The organism is Phenylobacterium sp. (genome assembly GCF_036677185.1).
In the GTDB taxonomy this organism is placed as follows: Bacteria; Pseudomonadota; Alphaproteobacteria; order Caulobacterales; family Caulobacteraceae; genus Phenylobacterium.
Genome location: NZ_JAKFEN010000012.1, coordinates 53,619 through 71,745, shown reverse-complemented (window position 1 = coordinate 71,745; position 18,127 = coordinate 53,619). Strand labels below are relative to the sequence as shown.

The window sequence follows — 18,127 nt, the reverse complement described above, 5'->3', positions numbered from 1 at the left end:
GGTCCTAAAGGATGAACCCGAACAACCATTGCAGGCCGACCGCGAGGGCGGCCAGCGCCGCAGCCGTAAAGGTGAAGCAGATCGCGCTTTCGCCAAGGGTCTTTGGCGCACGCTGAGCGGTGTGGTGCAGCGACATCGTTTCCTCCACGCGCCGGCCCGCTCTCAAGGGCTTGCCGTACGCAAGGTGCAGGATGCGACCAAATTCGTCGTCTGACCAGAGCCTTGTGACGCGGCCCCGGCGCGCGGCGCCTAGGAATTATCCGGCTTGGCGGGGGGAAGGGCGCAATCGGTCAACAAATGGCGCAGCACCGAGCCCAGAACCTCGCCCATGGCTTGGCGGTTCGCGCTCGGATTGTTGACCCCGCGGATCACCATCCCCTCGAACAACATGCTCAGCACCTCGCCGCGCGCCACCAGTTCTTCCTCGCTGGCGCCGGGCGGGCTGACCCGGTCCAGGATCGACCGCTTCAGCGCCCGCTCCACCGTATCGGCCTCCCGCACGATGGCGGCGACCCGCGGATTGCGCGCCGCCTCGGCCAGGACCTCCAGCATCAAGGCGGCGTAGTCGGGATCGTAGTGACGATCGAGGGCCTCGAAGCGCCGGTCGATGATCGCATCGGCCAACGAGCCTCCGGCCTTTTCCATCTCGGCGAACTTCTCGCGCATCTCGGCCACGTCCTGGTCGACGATGGCGGCGATGATCGCCTCCTTGTTCTCGAAATAGCGGTAGATCTGGCCCACGCTCAGGCCCGCGGCCTGGGCGATCTCGGCCATGCTCGCCCCATGGAAGCCCGCGCGGCGCGCGCACGCCGACGCCGCGTCGAGGATCTGCTGGCGCCGGGCTTCCGCCGTCGGCCGAGCCGGGGTCATTGCGTCCGTCACGAGGCCTCCCCAATTGTGCAACGCAACAAAAGTCTGTCGCCTGCGGTTGACTTGCCCGTTGGCCGACCTTAAGTCCGCCGTCCGAGAATGAACGTTCATTCTCATGTCGTCTACCCGCGGGGTTCCGTCAAGGCCACAGGCCTGCGGCGCCCTGCCGCCCCCAGGTGCGAACATGCCTCTATCGATCCGGAGCGGCGCGGCCGCCGCCCTCGTCCTTCTCGCCCTGGCCGCCTGTGGACCCAAGGGGCCGGGCGGTCCCGGCATGGGCGGCCCCGCCGCGGTCGCCTTCGTGGTCGCGCGCACCGAACCGGTGACGCTCACCACGGAGCTGTCGGGCCGCACCTCGGCCGTCCTGGTCTCCGAGGTCCGGCCCCAGGTGGGCGGCATCGTCCAGGCCCGCCTGTTCCAGGAGGGCGGCCAGGTCCGAGCCGGCCAGGCCCTCTACCAGATCGACCCGGCCACCTATCGCGCCAGCCTCAACAGCGCCAACGCCGGCCTGGCCCAGGCCCAGGCCGCCCACGTCTCCGCCAAACTGAAGGCCGACCGCTACAAGGACCTGGTGGCGATCAACGCCGTCTCCCGGCAGGAGAACGACGACGCTCAGGCCGCCGCCCAGCAGGCCGCCGCCAATGTCCAGGCCCAGCGCGCGGCGGTGGACCAGGCGCGCATCAATCTCGGCTACACCCGCGTGGCCGCGCCCATCTCGGGCCGCATCGGCAAGTCCTCCGTCACCCCCGGCGCCCTGGTCACCGCCGGCCAGGCCAACGCCCTGGCCGTGGTCCAGAACCTCGACCGGATCTATGTCGACGTCACCCAGTCCTCCGCCGACCTGCTCAAGCTGAAGCGCGACATGGCTGCCGGCCAGCTGGGCGCGACCGGCGCCGCCCAGGTCAGCCTGATCCTGGAGGACGGCTCGACCTATCCCCTGCCCGGCACGCTGCAGTTCTCGGACGTCACCGTCGATCCCGGCACCGGCTCGGTCGGCCTGCGCGCGGTCTTCCCCAATCCCCAAGGCGCCCTGCTGCCCGGCATGTATGTCCGCGCCAGGCTCAGCAAGGGCGTGGCCACGGGCGGCATGCTGATCCCCCAGGCCGCCGTCAGCCGCGATCCCAAGGGCCAGGCCACGGTCTTGGTGGTCGGCGCGGGGAACAAGGCCGAGATCCGGCCCCTCACCGTCGCCCAGACGGTGGGTGACAAATGGCTGGTCACCGGCGGCCTGAAGCCGGGCGACAAGGTGATCGTCGAGGGTCTGCAGAACCTGCGGCCGGGCGCGGACATCAAGCCGACCCCGCTCGGCGCCAAGCCCGCCCCCGTCAGCGCCCAGCGTTAGGTCCCGGCCATGTTGTCCCGCTTTTTCATCGACCGGCCGATCTTCGCCTGGGTCGTGGCCATCGTCATCATGCTGGCCGGCGCCCTGGCCATCCGCGGCCTGCCCATCGCGCAATATCCCGACATCGCCCTGCCCCAGGTGGCGGTCCAGGCCCTCTATCCCGGCGCCTCGGCCAAGACCGTCGAGGACAGCGTCACCCAGGTCATCGAGCAGAAGATGAAGGGCCTGGATGGCCTGCTCTACATGTCGTCCAGCAGCGACTCGAGCGGTGCGGCCACCGTCACCCTGACCTTCAAGGGCGGGACCAATATCGATATCGCCCAGGTCCAGGTGCAGAACAAACTGCAGACCGCCACCGCCCTCCTGCCCCAGGAGGTCCAGCAGCAGGGCCTCAGCGTCGTCAAGTCGACCCGCAACTTCCTGATGGTGGTGGGTCTCTACTCCGCCGACGGCAAGTCCACCGACAACGACCTGGCCGACTACATCGCCTCCAACCTCCAAGACCAGCTCAGCCGCGTCGACGGGGTCGGCGACGTCCAGCTGTTCGGCGCCCAGTACGCCATGCGCATCTGGCTGGACCCGGCCAAGCTGGCCTCGTTTGCGATCACCCCGGCCGACGTGATCACCGCGATCCGCGCCCAGAACGCCCAGGTCTCAGCGGGCCAGCTCGGCGGCGCCCCGTCCACCCCCGGCACGGCGCTCAACGCCACCATCAGCGCCCAGTCGCGCCTGCAGACCCCGGAACAGTTCCAGGCGATCGTCCTGCGCACCACGCCGGACGGCGCCCACGTCTTCCTGCGCGACGTCGCCCGCGTCGAGCTCGGGGCCGAGAACTACGGCTCGATCGCCAAGTACAACGGCAAGCCGGCCGCGGGCCTGGCCATCAAGCTCGCCCCCGGCGGCAACGCCCTGGACACCGCCAAGGCCGTCAAGGCGAGGGTCGAGGAGCTGTCCTCCAGCTTCCCGACCGGGGTCGAATACGTGATCCCGGTCGACTCCACCCCCTTCATCCAGCAGTCCATCGAGGAGGTGGTGAAGACCCTGGTCGAGGCCATTGTCCTGGTCTTCCTGGTGATCTTCCTCTTCCTGCAGAACTGGCGCGCGACGCTCATCCCGACCATCGCCGTGCCCGTGGTCCTGCTGGGCACCTTCGGCGTGCTGGCGGCGTTCGGCTACTCGATCAACACGCTCACCATGTTCGGCCTGGTGCTGGCCATCGGCCTGCTGGTCGACGACGCCATCGTCGTGGTCGAGAACGTCGAGCGGCTGATGGAGGAGGAAGGCCTGTCGCCCCGCGAAGCCTCCCGCAAGTCCATGGACGAGATCACCGGCGCCCTGATCGGCATCGCCCTGGTCCTGGCCGCGGTCTTCGTGCCCATGGCCTTCTTCGGCGGGTCCCAGGGCGTGATCTACCGGCAGTTCTCCATCACCCTGGTCTCGGCCATGGCCCTGTCGGTCCTGGTCGCCCTGGTCCTCACCCCAGCGCTCTGCGCCACCCTGCTCAAGCCCAAGCCCAAGGGCCACGGCGTCACCAAGGGCGGCTTCTTCGGCTGGTTCAACCGCAACTTCGACAACGCCAGCGGCCGTTACCAGGACCAGGTCCGCCGCATTCTCGGCAATGGCGGTCGCTGGATGCTGATCTATGCCGGCATCATCGTGATCCTGGCCTTGCTGTTCGTCCGCCTGCCCACCGCCTTCCTGCCGGAAGAGGACCAGGGCAATGTCATCACCCTGGTTCAGCTGCCCCCGGGGGCCACCGCGGAGCGCACCCAGGGCGTGCTCAAGCGGGTCCGCGAGCACTACGCCAAGGACGACGCCGTCCTGGCGGTGTTCACCGTCTCCGGCTTCAGCTTCTCGGGCGCCGGCCAGAACGCGGGCATCGCCTTCGTGCGGCTGAAGCCCTTCGACGAGCGCAAGTCCGGCGACCTCAAGGCCCCCGCCGTGGCGCAGCGCGCCATGGGTGAGTTCGGCGGCTATCGCGACGCCATGGTCTTCGCCGTGGTCCCGCCGGCGGTGCCGGAGCTCGGCACCTCCTCGGGCTTCGACTTCCAGCTGCAGGATGTCGGCGGCGTCGGCCACGAGACCCTGATGGCCGCCCGCGGCCAGATGCTCGGCATGGCCGGCCAGGATCCGACCCTGGCGGGGGTCCGCCCCAACGGCCAGGACGACACCCCGCAGCTGCGCATCGACGTCGACCAGGCCAAGGCCGGCGCGCTTGGCCTCACCACCGCCGACATCAACAGTTCGCTGAGCGCCGCGCTCGGCGGGGCCTATGTGAACGACTTCATCGACCGGGGACGGATCAAGAAGGTCTTCGTCCAGTCCGACGCCCCCTATCGCATGGCGCCCGAGGATCTGGAGCGCTGGTACGTGCGCAACGACAAGGGCCAGATGGTCCCGTTCTCGGCCTTCGCCACCACCCAGTGGACGGTCGGCTCGCCCCGCCTGGAGCGCTATAACGGCCTCTCTTCGGTGAACATCCAGGGCGCCCCCGCCCCCGGCAAGAGCTCAGGCGAGGCCATGAAGAGCATGGAGACCCTGGCCGCCAAGCTGCCCCCCGGCATCGGCTACGAATGGACCGGCCTGTCGCTGCAGGAACGGGAGTCCGGCGCCCAGGCCCCTGCCCTCTACGCCCTCTCGGTCCTCGTGGTCTTCCTGTTGCTGGCGGCCCTCTACGAGAGCTGGACCATCCCGCTGTCGGTGATCATGGTCGTCCCCCTGGGCGTGGTCGGCGCGGTGCTGGCCACCACCCTGCGCGGGCTCTCCAACGACATCTATTTCCAGGTGGGCCTGCTCACGACCATGGGCCTGGCGGCCAAGAACGCCATCCTGATCGTCGAGTTCGCCAAGGACCGCTACCGCGCCGGGGCCGACCTGGTCGAGGCTACGCTGGAGGCCGTGCGCATCCGGTTGCGGCCGATCCTGATGACCTCGCTGGCCTTCGTCTTCGGGGTCCTGCCGCTGGCCATCGCCAACGGCCCGGGCTCGGGCAGCCAGCACGCCATCGGCACGGGCGTGATCGGCGGGATGATCTCCGCCGTGGCGCTGGCCATCTTCTTCGTCCCGCTCTTCTTCGTCCTGGTCCAGCGCCACCTCGGTCGCGCCCCCAGGACCGAGGAAGCCGCACCCACCCCCAGCGAGGCGAGCTGATGTCGCGTCGAACCCTTGCCGCGGTCCTGCTGGCCGCGACCGCCGTCTCGGCCTGCACCATGGCCCCGCGCTATGAGCGTCCGGCCCTCCCGGTCGCCCAGGTCTGGCCGCAGGCCGTCGCCGCCCAGGGCCCCTCGGCCGCCGAGCTCGACTGGCGCCAGGTCTTCCAGGACCCGCGCCTGCAGGGCGTCATCGACCTGGCGCTGAAGGAGAACCGCGACCTGCGGGTAGCGGTGGGCAATATCGAGCGCGCCCGGTCGCAATACCGCGTCCAGCGCGCGGCCCTGCTGCCGACCCTCAACGCCACGGGTTCCCAGACCCAGTCGCGCACCCCGGCCTCGGTCTCCCAGACCGGCCAGGCCTTCGAGACCGAGCAATATAGCGCCACCGTCGGCCTCTCGGCCTATGAGCTCGACCTTTTCGGCCGGGTCCGCAGCCTCAGCGCCGCGGCCCTGCAGAACTATTTCGCCACCGAGGAGAACCGTCGCGCCGCCCAGATCAGCCTGATCGGCGAGGTGGCCTCCACCTACCTCACCCTGGCCGCCGACCAGGACCTCCTGGCCATCACCCGCGATACGCTCAAGGCCCGCGAGGACGCGCTCAGCCTGGCGCGCAAGCGCTTCGAGGGCGGCGCCACCTCGGCGCTCGACCTGCGCCAGACCGAGACCCTGGCCGAGCAGGCCCGCAGCGATGCGGCGACGGCTGAGGCCCTGGTCGATCTCGACCGCAACGCCCTGCGCCTGGTGGTCGGCGCCGAGGTCCCGGCCGACCTGCTGCCCAATGGCGGCCTGACGGAGATCGCCGTCCTGGCCGACCTGCCCCCCGGCCTGCCGTCCGACATCCTGACCCGCCGGCCCGACGTCCTGGCCGCCGAGCACACGCTTCAGGCCCAGAACGCCAATATCGGCGCGGCGCGGGCGGCCTTCTTCCCGCGGATCACGCTCACCGGCGCCACGGGGAACGCCAGCACCGACCTCGACAGGTTGTTCAGCGCCGGAACCGGGACCTGGAGCTTCATGCCGCAGATCACCCTGCCGATCTTTGCCGGCGGGGCCAATATCGCGAGCCTGGGCGTGGCCAGGGCCAATCGCGACATCGCCGTCTCGCAGTACGAAAAGGCCGTCCAGACCGCCTTCCGCGAGGTCTCCGACGCGCTCGCGGTCCGCGCCACCATCCGCCAGCGGATCGAGGCCCAGGAGCGCCTGGTGGCCGCGGCGGCCGAGGTCCAACGCCTGACCCAGGCCCGCTACGACCGCGGCGTCGATGGCTACCTGGCCCTGCTGGACGCCCAGCGCACCCTCTATGGCGCCCGCCAGAACCTGACCAACACCCGTCTGGTGGAGGCCACCAACCGCGTGACGCTCTATCGGGCGCTGGGCGGTGGGGCTGGCGCGGCCTCGCGCTAGGGCGGATTGATAAGGGTTTCGCCCGTCCAACTCCGCTCATCCCGGCGAAGGCCGGGACCCAGATTCAGCCACCGCGCTAGGTGATTTTCGCGTCTGGCCCCAGACCTACGACCTGGGTCCCGGCCTTCGCCGGGATGAGCGGTTATGGAAGCCGGCGACCTAGAACCCCAGCGCCTCGACCACCAGGGACTGGGCCTCGGCGTCCTGTTCGACCTTGAAGCTGACCTGCATCCGGACGCGGTAAGCCTCGATCCTGCCGTCGGGCCCCAGCGTGACGTCCTGGGCCACGACGTCCGCCACCCTCAGGTCGCGCAGGGATCCGGCCGCGGCCTCCAGGGCCTGTTTGGCGGCGTCGGCCCAGCCGCTTTCGCTCGTGCCGACGATTTCGGTGACGCGATAGACACTCATGGGCTCCTCCTGCCAGGCGCCCACCCCGACGCATTAGGGCGCCTTCCGCCGCGCCGGGACAAGCCATTCCCGCTCAGCCCACCCGATAGGCGTCCCGCTCCAGGGCGCCGAGCAGACCCAGCACGTCAGGATCGCCGAATGGGGTCTGCTGGGTCATCAGCATGCCGCTCAACCCCGCCGCGCGATCGACCCAGTAATAGGTGTTGAAAATGCCGGCCCAGGCCAGGCTGCCCGCCCCACGACCGTCGGCCGAGGGCTCCGGGTTGATCAGGCCGGTCAGACCCCAGCCGGTGTGCTGGTCGGGGAACAGGTCGAAGTCCAGGGTCATGGCCACCCCGTCCTTGAACGCCCCGGCCCGCAGGGGTCCGGTCTGCACCTGGCCGAGCTGATCGACGGTCTCCGGGCTCAGCACCCGGACGCCATCCAGGGTCCCACCGTTCAGCAGCATGCGGGTGAAGCGCGCATAGTCCCGCGCCGTGCCGAACAGGCCCCCGCCTCCCGACCAGACCTCCGGCGCGCTCGGCAGGGCGAAGGGGATCGGCGCCAGCCTACCGTCCTCGCCGCGCGCATGGGGGCTGGCCTGCCGCGCCGCCTGCTCGGGTGTCGGCAGGAAGCCGGTGTCGACCATCCCCAACGGCCCGAAGACGTGCTCGGCCAGATAGGCGTCCAAGCGCTGGCCGCTGGCCGCCTCCACCGCCAGGCCCGCCCAGTCGATGCCGATGCCGTAGGCCCACTGCTCGCCCGGCTCGAACAGCAGCGGCTGGGCGTGGCCGGCGCGGAAACCGGCCATCGGGTCGGGCGCCCCGGCCGCCTCGCGCCAGCGGGTGAGCTCCCCGTGCAGGAAGCCGTAGCCGAAGCCCGAGGTGTGGGTCAGCAGCTGGCGCAGGGTCGGCGCCCGCTTGGCCGGCCGCAGCCGCGGCGCGCCGTCGGCCTCGAAACCCTCCAGCATCTGCAGGCCGGCGAACTCCGGCAGCAGCGCCGAGAGATCGCCATCGAGGCTGAGCCGTCCCTGCTCCACCTCGCGCAGGGCCGCCACCGAAGCCACCGCCTTGGTCATCGAGGCCAGCCAGAACACCGTCGCCGGGTCCATCAGCGCCGCATCGCCAACCTTCCGGAGCCCGGCGGCGGCCTCGTAGGTCACCCCATCCCGGTCGGCGACCAGGGCCACGGCGCCGGCCACCCGGCCGCCCGCGACCGCGGCGTCCAGCGCCGTTTCGAACCTCGAATACATGAGAAAACCTTAGCTTAGCCTGGCTTCTTGAACTTCAGGATGAACTGGTCGGTCTTGCCACGAATGGCTGGGTCGAAGACGTTGGCGGTGTGCGGGTCGCCAGGCGCGTGCAGCAGCTGGCTCTCCTCGACGAACTTGAACCCGGCCGCCTCGACGCCCTTCTTCACGTCGGCGATGTCGATGCGGTGCAGGCTGTCGCCCACGCCCAGGCCCGCGCCGGGCAGAGCCTCGTGGTCGACGATCAGATAGACCCCGCCCGGCTTCAGCGACTTGAAGATCTCGGCATTGACCTTGGTCGCCGTGTCGGCGGGAAACGGCTTCAGAAAGAAGTCGTGATAGTTCTGCACGGTCAGCACCAGGTCCAGCCCGTCGGGCAGGTCCACGGTCTGGAAGCTCGTATCGATGGGCTTCACATTGGGAAGGGCCGCGGCGATCTTCTTCAAGTTCTCGCCATAGCTCTTGTCGTACCCGATGAACTCGGCCGGCTGGTAGGCGTAGACGGTCCCGGTCGGACCGACCGCCGCCGACAGGATGCGGGTGAAATAGCCGCCGCCGATCACGAAGTCGGCCACCTTGCCGCCGACCTTGATGTCGCCCATGGCCAGCAGTTCGCCGGGCTTGCGCGCGGCGTCCCGCGCAACGTCCTCGGCGGGCCGGGCCTTGTCGGCCAGGGCGGCCTGGATATGGGCGGGAACCTCGGCGGCGACCGCCGCGCCGGCGAAACTGACGCTGAGCGCCGCGAACAGGGGAACCATCAGACGCATGGCGCGCCTCCCTCACATTGTTGTTGTGAGGCGAGGCTAGGACGACTGCGCGGGCTTGGCTAACGCTGTTTGGCGCAAGTCGTCCTTCTCCCCTTGCGGGAGAAGGAACGCTGACCCGCCCCTAGGCCAGCTCGTCCAGCTTGCCGCGCAATAACTGCAGCACCGCGGAGAAGTCCTTCCCGCCGTGTCCCAGCCCGTCGAACATCGCGTAAAGCGCCCCGGCCTGGGCGCCCATGGGGGTCGAGGCGCCGACCTTGGCCGCGGCGTCCTGCGACAGCTTCAGGTCCTTCAGCATGAGCGCGGTCAGGAACCCGCCCTCATAGCCGCGATTGGACGGCGCCGCCGGCACCGGCCCCGGCCAGGGGCAATAGCTGGTCAGCGACCAGCACTGGCCGGAGGACTTGGACGCGATCTCGAAGAACCGCTCGGCCTCGAGGCCCAGCTTCTCGGCGAGCGCGAAGGCTTCGCAGGTCCCCAGCATCGAGACGCCCAGCAGCATGTTGTTGCAGATCTTGGCCGCCTGGCCGGCCCCGGCCTCGCCGGCACGCAGCACCACCCGCGCCATGGGGGTGAGCGCGGCCTCGACGGCGGCGAAATCGGCCTCGGCGCAGCCCACCATGAAGGCCAGGGTCCCGGCGTCGGCCGCCATGATCCCGCCGGAGACCGGCGCGTCGGCGAACCGGAACCCGGCCTCGACGGCCTGGCCGGCGACGGCGCGGGCCGACTCCACGTCGATGGTCGAGCAGTCGATCAACAGGGCGCCCTTGGCCGCGTTCGGCAGCACCTGCTGCGCATAGACCTCGCGCACGTGCTTGCCGGCCGGCAGCATGGTGATCACCACCTCGGCGTCCTTGACCGCCGCGGCCACGGAGTCCGCCGCCTGGCACCCGGCCTCCACCGCCTTGGCCAGCGCCGCCGGCGACAGGTCGAAGGCCGCCACCTGGTGCTGGGCCTTGGCCTGGTTGGCCGCCATGCCGGCGCCCATGTTGCCGACCCCGATGAAGGCGATCTTCGTCATCTGCTGGGCTTCCTTATTGCCGGAACATCTCGCGGGCGATGATCACCCGCATGATCTCGTTGGTGCCTTCGAGGATCTGGTGGACCCGCAGGTCGCGCACGATCCGCTCCAGCGGATAGTCGGCCAGGTAGCCGTAGCCGCCGTGCAGTTGCAGGGCCTGGTTGGCCACCTCGAAGCCCGCGTCGGTGGCGAACCGCTTGGCCATGGCGCAGAGCTTGGTGGCCTGGGGGTCGCGATTGTCGAGCGCAGAGGCCGCCCGCCGCACCATCAGCCGGGCGGCCTCCAACTCGGTGGCCATGTCGGCGATCTTGAACTGCAGGGCCTGGAAGTCGGCCAGGTTCTTCCCGAACTGCTGGCGCTGGGTCATGTAGGCCTGGGCCGTGTCGAGGGCGAAGCCCGCCCCGCCGAGCGAACACGAGGCGATGTTCAGCCGCCCGCCGTCCAATCCCATCATGGCGAAGCGGAAGCCCTCGCCCTCGGCCCCGATGCGGTTGGCGACCGGGACCCGGCAATTGTCGAAATTGACCTGGGCGGTAGGCTGGGCGTTCCAGCCCATCTTCTTTTCCTGGGCCCCGAACGACAGGCCGGGCGTCCCCTTCTCCACCACGATGGCCGAGACCCCCTTGGCGCCCGTCTCGCCGGTCCGCGCCATCACCACATAGACGTCGGAGACCCCGCCGCCGGAGATGAAGGCCTTCGACCCGTTCAGGACGTAGTGGTCACCGTCCAGCTTGGCGCTGGTCCGCAGGGCCGCGGCGTCGGACCCCGAGCCCGGCTCGGTCAGGCAGTAGCTGGCGATCAGCTCCATGCTGGTCAGCCGCGGCAGGTAGCGCTGGCGCAGTTCCTCGGCCCCGAACCGGTCGATCATCCACGAGGCCATGTTGTGGATGGTCAGGTAGGCCGCCGTCGACACGTCGCCGTAGGAGAGCGCCTCGAACACGATCGAGGCGTCGAGCCGCGTCAGGGCCGACCCGCCGACATCCTCGCCGATATAGATGCCCGCGAAGCCCAGCTCGGCGGCCTTCCGCAGCACGTCCACCGGGAAGTGCTTCTCCTCGTCCCATTTCGCCGAATGCGGGGCCAGTTCGGCCGCGGCGAAGGCCTGCGCCGCGTCCTGGATCGCCCGCTGGTCGTCGGTCAGGTCGAAGTTCATGGAGGGGCCTTTAGCGCATGGTCGGGATGACGAACGACGAGTCTGCATGACTGTCGCCTTCCGGCCAGCGCGCCGTGATCGTCTTGACCTTGGTGTAGAACTTCACGCCCTCGAGGCCGTGCTGGTTGGTGTCTCCGAAGGCGCTGCGCTTCCAGCCGCCGAAGGTGTGATAGGCCACCGGCACCGGGATCGGCACATTGATCCCCACCATGCCCACCTGCACCCGGTTGGCGAAGTCGCGGGCCGCGCGGCCGTTGCGGGTGAAGATCGCCACCCCGTTGCCGTACTGGTGCTTGGACGGCAGGGCCAGCGCCTCCTCATAGGTCTCGGCGCGGACGATCTGCAGCACCGGACCGAAGATCTCCTCCTGGTAGGTGCGCATGCCGGGCTTCACCTGGTCGAACAGGCTGGGGCCGATGAAGAAGCCCTTCTCATAGCCCTGCAGCGAGAAGCCGCGGCCGTCGGCGACCAGCTCGGCGCCCTCGTCGACCCCCATCTGGATATAGTTGGCGATCTTGTCGCGGTGGGCGGCCGAGACCACCGGGCCGTACTGGGCCGCGGCGTCGGACGACACCCCGACCTTCAGGGTCTCGATCTCGGCGATCATGCGCTTGCGCAGTTCGTCAGCCACGGTCCTGCCCACCGGCACCACCACCGGCAGGGCCATGCAGCGCTCGCCCGCCGAGCCGAAGGCCGCGCCCGACAGGTCCTTCACCACCTGGTCGAGGTCGGCGTCGGGCAGGACGATGCCGTGGTTCTTGGCCCCGCCCATGGCCTGGACCCGCTTCCCGTGCGCGGTGCCGGTCGAATAGACATAGTGGGCGATGTCGGACGAGCCGACGAAGCTGACCGCGGCGATGTCCGGATGGGTCAGGATCGCGTCGACCGCGGCCTTGTCGCCGTGGATCACGTTCAGCACGCCCTTGACGTCCATGCCCACGGCGGCGCCCGCCTCCATGAACAGCTCGGCCAGGCGGACCGGGACGCTGGGGTCCTTCTCCGAGGGCTTCAGGATGAAGGTGTTGCCCACCGCGATGGCGATGCCGAACATCCACATCGGGATCATGGCCGGGAAGTTGAACGGGGTGATCCCCGCCGCCACGCCCAGCGGCTGGCGCATGGAATAGACATCGATCCCGGGACCCGCGCCCTCGGTATATTCGCCCTTCAAGACATGCGGGATACCGCAAGCAAATTCAATGACTTCCAGCCCGCGCTGAATGTCGCCCTTGGAGTCGGCCACGACCTTGCCGTGCTCGGAGGACAGCAGCTCGGCCAGCGACTGCATATTGGCCTCGACCAAGCGCTTGAACTCGAACATCACCCGCGCCCGGCGCTGGGGATTGGTGGCGGCCCAGGCCGGCTGGGCGGCGACGGCGGCGGCCACCGCGGCGTCGACCTCGGCGGAGGTGGCCAGGGCCACCCGGGCCTGAACCTCGCCGGTGTTGGGATTGTAGACGTCGCCGAAGCGGCCGGAGGTTCCCGCGACGGACGCGCCGCTGATGAAGTGTTGGATGTCGCGCATGGAGGCCTCCCTGTTCTTGCGCCCTGCCCTATCAGAGCCGGCCGGCCACCGGTATTGCAGACTTGCGGCTTAGGTCATGCAAATATGCAGGCATGTTCGATTGGGACGACCTGAAGGTCTTCATCGCCGCGGCCCGCACCGGCTCGCTCACCGCCGCCGCCCAACGGCTGGGCGTCGACGCCGCCACGGTGGGCCGCCGGGTGTCGCGGCTGGAATCGGCCCTGAAGTCCACCCTGCTGGCCCGCTCGCCGTCCGGCCTGCAGCTCACCGCCGCCGGGGCCCAGCTCCTGGCCATCGCCCTGGACGCCGAGGCCGCCATGGAGGCCGCCGCCCAGGTCACCCGCCCCGACGTCATCGCCGGCACGGTGCGGATCAGCGCCGCCGAAGGGTTCGGTTCGGCGATCCTGGCCCCGGCCCTGCCCGGCCTCGCCGCCGCCCGGCCCGGCCTGCGCGTCGAACTGGCCGCCAGCGCCGGCTTCCTCTCGCCCGGCCGCCGCGAGGTGGACATGGCCATCACGCTCAGCGCCCCCGACCAGGCCCGGCTGATCGTCGAACCCCTGACGCCCTACCAGCTCGCCCTCTACGCCGCCCCGGCCTATCTCGAACGCCGGCCCGCGCCGAATGACGTCGCCGACCTGCGCGACCTGGATATCGTGGGCTATGTGGACGACCTGATCTACGCCCCGGAGCTGCGCTATCTGGACGAGGTCCTGCCGGGCCTCACCCCTCGCCTCGCCAGTTCCTCGATCCGCGCCCAGCGGGAGATCGTCGCCGGCGGCGGCGGCATAGGCGTCCTGCCCTGCTTCATGGCCCAGGGCCTGACGCGGGTCCTGGCGGGCGAGGTGCTGCTGGAGCGCCGCTTCTGGCTCGCCACCCACCGCGAGGTCCACGACACCGCCCGCCTCCGCGCCGTCCGCACCTGGGTCAAGGCGCTCTGCATCGACGAGGCGGCGCGGCTTGCGCCATACGCCCAAGAACGACGTTAGCCTCGCTCCTCCTCTCCCCTTCCAAGGGGAGAGGGTAGGGTGAAGGGATGCGGCGCGAAGCGACGCAATGCGGTCTCTCAGCCAACCCAGCGCCGCGGAAACGCCCCCCTCACCCTACCCTCTCCCCCAAGATGGGTGGAGAGGAGGAGATCCAGCCGGCTCAAGCGGTTCTCCAGAATCAAGGCGCCCTCGGAACCCGCCCGATCCGGACCTCCTTGGACCCCAGCGGCAGGGTGTAGAGGCTGCCGTCGTCGGCCAGGGTCCAGTCGCCGTCCCGCGCCGCCTCGATCCCGCTTTCGAAAGTCCGCCGCGCGATCATCCCGTCCGGCGCCGGCAGCAGGTGATAGAAGACCAGCAGCTTGACCTTGGCCTGGTTGGCCAGGACCGCCGCCTCCTGGGGCGAGACGTGGTAGTCCTGGATGTCGTGCATGATGCGCTCGACCCGGCCGCGGCCGAGGCCCTTGGCGCCGGCCTCCATCGTCTGGATCATCGGCCGGGCGATCGCCTCGGAGACCATCACGTCGGCGCCCATGGCGGCGCGCGCCAGCGGCGGATGGTTCTTCATGTCGCCGCTGATCACCACCGAGCGGCCCTTGTAGTCGAAGCGGTAGGCATAGGCCGGCTCGATCGGCCCGTGGTCCACCTCGATGGCCGTGATCTTCAGCTTGCCGTCGTCGAACACCAGGCCGGTGCGGGCCTTGGCGGGCGTGGCCGGTCCGGCCATCTCGACGGTCCGCGCCACCAGGGGCCAGGTCTCCGGCGGCATCATCTTGGCCGTGTGGTGGACGGTCCGGTAGCCCTGGTCGATCCGGTAGGCCTGGTTGAAGCCATCGACCACCTGGTCGACCCCCGGTCCGCCATGGACGTCGAGCGGCGCGGGCCGTCCCTGGGCCCAGGTCTGCAGGTTCAGCTCACCCAGGTCGCCGATATGGTCGGAGTGGAAATGGGTGATCAGCACCCCGCCGATCCGGTCCAGCGGGATACCCCACTGCATCAGGTTCTCCACCGACTCCGGCCCCACATCGACGATGTAGAACTTGCCGCCGGCGATCACCGCCACGCAGGCCTTCGCCCGCGTCTTGCTGGGCAGGGGCGCGGAGGTGCCGCAGACCGCCACCCGCAGGGCGTCGTCGGCCAGGAGGGCGGAGTTGTCGGCGCCCATCCGCTGGGCCACCGCGCGCTCGAAGATCTTCTGCTGGACCGTCGGATTGGCCAGGGCCGCGGAGAGGCCGAGCTTGGCGGCGACCCCCAGGCCCACCACCAGCAGGATCGCCCGCGTCAGACCGGCGCGCTCGGGCGCCTCGGATCGGCCCAGGCCGCGACCGTGGAGCACCAGGGCGACGATCGCGGCGATCTCGATAACCAGGGCGCGCGGGACGCCGCCCGGCAGGCCGTCGTCGACCACGCCCATCAGCCGTCCCACGACGATGGTGACCAGGATCAGGGCGGCGGCCTGCAGCAGCATCGCGCGGCGGGTCCAGACCCCGGCGAAGCATAGGGCCGCCAGCGCGACGAACAGCCCGCCCAGGTCGGCCCTGAGGGTGGAGACGCCTTCCGGGGACAGGGCTCCCACCTGCAGCCCACCCGCCAGTTCCTCGGGCGCGGCCCACAACCCGAAGCCCAGGGCCGCGAACAGCAGCGCGAAGACGACAACGAAAAATCCGGTGACGCGCATGTCCAGGTCCTCAGAGTCCGTTGGGCAGGGTGGCGGCGAAGATGTCGGCGCAGGCCTTGGCGGCCACGGCGCGCGCGGCGGCGGCGTCCAGTCCCAGCCCCCGCAACAGGCCGAAGATCAGGTCCTCGGCCAGGGTCGCGACCGCGTCGGAGGCTTGGCGTTCCAGCACGCGCGACACCGCGATCTGAGCCGTTCCGACCGCCATCAGCACGGCGGCCTCCGGCGCCAGGCCCTCGAAACGCCCGGCCGCGAGGCCCGCCTGGATATCGGCGCGCACGCCGCGGTTCATCGGCGCGTCGGGGACCGAGGCGAAGGGGAACAGCCGCATCATGGCCTGGGCCCGGATCGGGAACGCCTCGGCGCCGCGGGCGAACATCGCCAGCGCCCGCGCCACCCGCTCGGCGGGGTCGGCCACCCCGCCGTTGATGTCGGCCACCGTCAGCTCGATGGCCGCCCGCGCCTGCTGGGCGATCTCCCAAGCCAGGCCATCCTTGTCGGGGAAGTGGTTGTAGAAGCTGCCCTTGGCGACCTCGGCGGCGGCCACGATGTCGTCGATGCTGACCGCGTCCACCGAGCGCGTGGCGAACAGCGCCTGGCCCGCGCGCACCAGGGCCGCCCGCGTCCGCTCCCGCCGCCGATCAACCCGCTCGCCCCCCGCGATCATCACTCGGACTCCAATTTGACTATCTAGTCACTATTGGACTAAATAGTCATTATTGCAAGCGCGAGGTTTCCGATGACCCTGCAGGTCGACGTCTTCTGGTCGTTCAGAAGCCCCTATTCGTACCTCGCGACCCCGCGGCTGGCTGAGATCGCGGCGCGCTACGACGTCCAGGTCGACATTCGCCCGGTCTATCCGCTGGCGGTCCGCGTCGACGGCTTCTTCAAGCGCCAGGACAAGCGCTGGCCGTTCTATGTGGGACGCGACTGCTTCCGCACCGCCCAGATGCTGGGCATGACCTTCGGCCCCCCGCGGCCGGACCCGATCGTCATGGATATCGCCACCGGCGACGTGGCCAAGGACCAACCCTATATCCGCCGCCTCACCCACCTGGGCCAGGCCGCGGTCGAGGCCGGCGCCGGCCTTCCCTTCATCGTCGAGGTCAGCAAGCTGATCTGGGGCGGCCAGGTCCAGGGCTGGGACCAGGGCGACCACCTGGCCCAGGCCACGGCGCGGGCCGGCCTCGACCTCGCCGCCCTGGAGAACCTGGTCTCAACCGACGCCGATCGCCTCGAAGCCGCCATCCAGGCCAGCCACGCCCGGCTGGAGGCGGTCGGCCACTGGGGTGTCCCCACCATGGTCTTCCAGGACGAACCCTTCTTCGGCCAGGACCGCCTGGAGACCCTGCTCTGGCGCATGGGCCAGCACGGCCTGGCCGCACGGGTCTAGGGCTGTCAGGCCGGGATGCGCGAACGCGTCTCCCATCGGGCCTCGCCGCAGCGGTAGCACGACCGCTCGGAAAACCGGCCCAGTTCCCGGACGTCGACCTGGTCGTCCCCCAGCCCGCGCGCTTCCAGTCGGGTCAGGACGGTCGCCGCGGCGACGTCGTGGCTGGTCCGGCAGCCTGAACAACTGAAGCGGATCTGCGCGTCGGGATGCTCCGCGAGCAGCGCGCCCAGCGATATGGTGTCGTGCATATGGTTCGTCCGTCCTAGCCGGGCTCGAGACAGCCCGAGTCCCGGCGTTCAGTAGGGGATTTCCTCCTCGACCTGGCGCTTGACCTTGGGGGCCTTGCGCTTCGGCGCGGCCTTCGCCTTGGGAAGCTCGGCCGCCGCCAACGGATCGGCCGCCGCCAGCGGATCGGCCGCCGCGGGCGGCGTGGGCAGCAGGGTCGCCGAGGCCAGGATCGCCACCTTCGGCTCCAGATCGGGAGCCTTTGGCTTGGGCTCGCTCAGCACCAGGCCGACGGCCACGGCGACAGCGACCGCGGCGCCCACCAGGGCCAGCCCCACCATCGGGCGCTTCGCCCGTTCGGGGGGAACTTCGCCGGTCGCGACCGGCGGCGGACCAGCCGGCTTCTTGGGGCCGTCGACCGGCGCGCTGATCTTCCGCGGCTGGGCGGTCGCCTTGGAGGTTTCGGGAGCCGCCTTGCGGGCCTCGGGCGGCGAGACGGATGGCGCGGGAGCCGGGACCGCGGCGTCGGCCGCGGGATCGCCGATCGCGCTGGCGATGCGCTGGCTGAGCTGGTCCATCGCGAACTCCCAGTCCGCGAAGAAGTCGATCCATTGACGGGTGGCGAACTCGTAGGAGAAGGCCTCGTTCGGCGTGACGTCCTCTACGCGCAACGGAATAACGATCAGCTTCTGCTGGCTGGCGAGCGCCAGCTCCTTGGTCATCTCCTCGGACTTGTTGGAATTCTCCGTGAAGACCAGCAGCATGATCCGCGCGCGGCGGATCGCCTGCACGATCGAGACCTGGAAGTTCTCGCCCGGCTGAATATTTCGCGACGAGATCCAGCACCCGAAGCCGCGGCTCTCCAGCGCAGTGCACAGGATATTCGCAATCCTCTGGTCTTTCGAAGGAAAGCTGATGAAAATATCGGCATTCATTTCAACACGCCCGAGTCTATCCGCCCAAACTCACAGCTTATATAAGACG

Annotated in this window: 17 protein-coding genes; 5 read left to right on the top strand and 12 right to left on the bottom strand. The window is 69.8% G+C overall.

Annotated elements, in window-relative coordinates; all coding sequences use genetic code 11:
- Positions 1-4: 4 nt before the first annotated feature.
- Both V6M51_RS01840 and V6M51_RS01835 read right to left on the bottom strand, forming a co-directional pair.
- On the bottom strand, positions 5-136 hold the full coding sequence (locus tag V6M51_RS01840; protein WP_332764134.1) for a hypothetical protein: 132 nt from the start codon (positions 134-136) through the stop codon (positions 5-7).
- 113 nt (positions 137-249) lie between these two features.
- Positions 250-882, bottom strand: a complete 633-nt coding sequence (locus tag V6M51_RS01835) for a TetR/AcrR family transcriptional regulator (protein ID WP_332764133.1) — start codon at positions 880-882, stop codon at positions 250-252.
- 172 nt (positions 883-1,054) lie between these two features.
- On the opposite strand from V6M51_RS01835, the gene V6M51_RS01830 reads away from it, so the two are divergent.
- The 3 genes from V6M51_RS01830 to V6M51_RS01820 are packed head-to-tail and all read left to right on the top strand — an operon-like array spanning position 1,055 to position 6,768.
- Positions 1,055-2,212: an efflux RND transporter periplasmic adaptor subunit gene (locus tag V6M51_RS01830; protein WP_332764131.1), complete on the top strand. Its 1,158-nt coding sequence runs from the start codon at positions 1,055-1,057 to the stop codon at positions 2,210-2,212.
- A gap of 9 nt (positions 2,213-2,221) precedes the next feature.
- Positions 2,222-5,362: an efflux RND transporter permease subunit gene (locus V6M51_RS01825; protein WP_332764129.1), complete on the top strand. Its 3,141-nt coding sequence runs from the start codon at positions 2,222-2,224 to the stop codon at positions 5,360-5,362.
- Positions 5,362-6,768, top strand: a complete 1,407-nt coding sequence (locus tag V6M51_RS01820; RefSeq protein WP_332764127.1) for an efflux transporter outer membrane subunit — start codon at positions 5,362-5,364, stop codon at positions 6,766-6,768. Before V6M51_RS01825 ends, V6M51_RS01820 begins: the two co-directional genes overlap by 1 nt.
- A gap of 159 nt (positions 6,769-6,927) precedes the next feature.
- Here the strand turns inward: V6M51_RS01820 and V6M51_RS01815 are convergent, their stop codons facing one another.
- The 6 genes from V6M51_RS01815 to V6M51_RS01790 form a co-directional block, all read right to left on the bottom strand.
- Positions 6,928-7,176, bottom strand: a complete 249-nt coding sequence (locus V6M51_RS01815) for a dodecin family protein (protein WP_332764125.1) — start codon at positions 7,174-7,176, stop codon at positions 6,928-6,930.
- A gap of 73 nt (positions 7,177-7,249) precedes the next feature.
- Complete coding sequence (locus V6M51_RS01810) at positions 7,250-8,407, bottom strand: serine hydrolase domain-containing protein (RefSeq protein ID WP_332764123.1); 1,158 nt, start codon at positions 8,405-8,407, stop codon at positions 7,250-7,252.
- Between the two features lie 14 nt (positions 8,408-8,421).
- Positions 8,422-9,171, bottom strand: a complete 750-nt coding sequence (locus tag V6M51_RS01805; RefSeq protein ID WP_332764121.1) for a class I SAM-dependent methyltransferase — start codon at positions 9,169-9,171, stop codon at positions 8,422-8,424.
- Positions 9,172-9,292: 121 nt separating this feature from the next.
- A complete protein-coding gene (gene mmsB, locus V6M51_RS01800; protein ID WP_332764119.1) occupies positions 9,293-10,189 on the bottom strand; it encodes a 3-hydroxyisobutyrate dehydrogenase in 897 nt (298 codons plus the stop codon).
- A gap of 13 nt (positions 10,190-10,202) precedes the next feature.
- Positions 10,203-11,342, bottom strand: a complete 1,140-nt coding sequence (locus tag V6M51_RS01795; protein WP_332764117.1) for an isobutyryl-CoA dehydrogenase — start codon at positions 11,340-11,342, stop codon at positions 10,203-10,205.
- A gap of 10 nt (positions 11,343-11,352) precedes the next feature.
- Positions 11,353-12,867 carry a CoA-acylating methylmalonate-semialdehyde dehydrogenase gene (locus V6M51_RS01790; protein ID WP_332764116.1) on the bottom strand — a complete coding sequence of 505 codons (1,515 nt, stop codon included), beginning with the start codon at positions 12,865-12,867 and terminating at the stop codon, positions 11,353-11,355.
- 92 nt (positions 12,868-12,959) lie between these two features.
- Here V6M51_RS01790 and V6M51_RS01785 point away from each other — a divergent pair, with 92 nt between their 5' ends.
- Complete coding sequence (locus V6M51_RS01785) at positions 12,960-13,853, top strand: LysR family transcriptional regulator (protein ID WP_332764114.1); 894 nt, start codon at positions 12,960-12,962, stop codon at positions 13,851-13,853.
- Between the two features lie 178 nt (positions 13,854-14,031).
- On the opposite strand, the gene V6M51_RS01780 is transcribed toward V6M51_RS01785, so the two are convergent.
- Positions 14,032-15,528: an MBL fold metallo-hydrolase gene (locus V6M51_RS01780; protein ID WP_332764112.1), complete on the bottom strand. Its 1,497-nt coding sequence runs from the start codon at positions 15,526-15,528 to the stop codon at positions 14,032-14,034.
- A 10-nt stretch (positions 15,529-15,538) separates the two neighbouring features.
- Positions 15,539-16,192 carry a TetR/AcrR family transcriptional regulator gene (locus V6M51_RS01775; protein ID WP_332764111.1) on the bottom strand — a complete coding sequence of 218 codons (654 nt, stop codon included), beginning with the start codon at positions 16,190-16,192 and terminating at the stop codon, positions 15,539-15,541.
- 72 nt (positions 16,193-16,264) lie between these two features.
- On the opposite strand from V6M51_RS01775, the gene V6M51_RS01770 reads away from it, so the two are divergent.
- Positions 16,265-16,918 carry a 2-hydroxychromene-2-carboxylate isomerase gene (locus V6M51_RS01770; protein ID WP_332764109.1) on the top strand — a complete coding sequence of 218 codons (654 nt, stop codon included), beginning with the start codon at positions 16,265-16,267 and terminating at the stop codon, positions 16,916-16,918.
- A 5-nt stretch (positions 16,919-16,923) separates the two neighbouring features.
- Here the strand turns inward: V6M51_RS01770 and V6M51_RS01765 are convergent, their stop codons facing one another.
- Both V6M51_RS01765 and V6M51_RS01760 read right to left on the bottom strand, forming a co-directional pair.
- Positions 16,924-17,166 (bottom strand): hypothetical protein, encoded by a 243-nt coding sequence (locus V6M51_RS01765; RefSeq protein ID WP_332764108.1) that lies wholly within the window; start codon positions 17,164-17,166, stop codon positions 16,924-16,926.
- A gap of 48 nt (positions 17,167-17,214) precedes the next feature.
- A complete protein-coding gene (locus V6M51_RS01760; RefSeq protein ID WP_332764107.1) occupies positions 17,215-18,078 on the bottom strand; it encodes a toll/interleukin-1 receptor domain-containing protein in 864 nt (287 codons plus the stop codon).
- Positions 18,079-18,127: the final 49 nt, after the last annotated feature.

Bases quoted from the DNA above. Each gene is read 5' to 3' on its own strand.
- V6M51_RS01840 (WP_332764134.1), bottom strand. From the start codon at position 136: ATGTCGCTGCACCACACCGCTCAGCGTGCGCCAAAGACCCTTGGCGAA.
- V6M51_RS01830 (WP_332764131.1), top strand. From the start codon at position 1,055: ATGCCTCTATCGATCCGGAGCGGCGCGGCCGCCGCCCTCGTCCTTCTC.
- V6M51_RS01825 (WP_332764129.1), top strand. From the start codon at position 2,222: ATGTTGTCCCGCTTTTTCATCGACCGGCCGATCTTCGCCTGGGTCGTG.
- V6M51_RS01820 (WP_332764127.1), top strand. From the start codon at position 5,362: ATGTCGCGTCGAACCCTTGCCGCGGTCCTGCTGGCCGCGACCGCCGTC.
- V6M51_RS01815 (WP_332764125.1), bottom strand. From the start codon at position 7,176: ATGAGTGTCTATCGCGTCACCGAAATCGTCGGCACGAGCGAAAGCGGC.
- V6M51_RS01810 (WP_332764123.1), bottom strand. From the start codon at position 8,407: ATGTATTCGAGGTTCGAAACGGCGCTGGACGCCGCGGTCGCGGGCGGC.
- V6M51_RS01805 (WP_332764121.1), bottom strand. From the start codon at position 9,171: ATGCGTCTGATGGTTCCCCTGTTCGCGGCGCTCAGCGTCAGTTTCGCC.
- mmsB (WP_332764119.1), bottom strand. From the start codon at position 10,189: ATGACGAAGATCGCCTTCATCGGGGTCGGCAACATGGGCGCCGGCATG.
- V6M51_RS01795 (WP_332764117.1), bottom strand. From the start codon at position 11,342: ATGAACTTCGACCTGACCGACGACCAGCGGGCGATCCAGGACGCGGCG.
- V6M51_RS01790 (WP_332764116.1), bottom strand. From the start codon at position 12,867: ATGCGCGACATCCAACACTTCATCAGCGGCGCGTCCGTCGCGGGAACC.
- V6M51_RS01785 (WP_332764114.1), top strand. From the start codon at position 12,960: ATGTTCGATTGGGACGACCTGAAGGTCTTCATCGCCGCGGCCCGCACC.
- V6M51_RS01780 (WP_332764112.1), bottom strand. From the start codon at position 15,528: ATGCGCGTCACCGGATTTTTCGTTGTCGTCTTCGCGCTGCTGTTCGCG.
- V6M51_RS01775 (WP_332764111.1), bottom strand. From the start codon at position 16,192: ATGATCGCGGGGGGCGAGCGGGTTGATCGGCGGCGGGAGCGGACGCGG.
- V6M51_RS01770 (WP_332764109.1), top strand. From the start codon at position 16,265: ATGACCCTGCAGGTCGACGTCTTCTGGTCGTTCAGAAGCCCCTATTCG.
- V6M51_RS01765 (WP_332764108.1), bottom strand. From the start codon at position 17,166: ATGCACGACACCATATCGCTGGGCGCGCTGCTCGCGGAGCATCCCGAC.
- V6M51_RS01760 (WP_332764107.1), bottom strand. From the start codon at position 18,078: ATGAATGCCGATATTTTCATCAGCTTTCCTTCGAAAGACCAGAGGATT.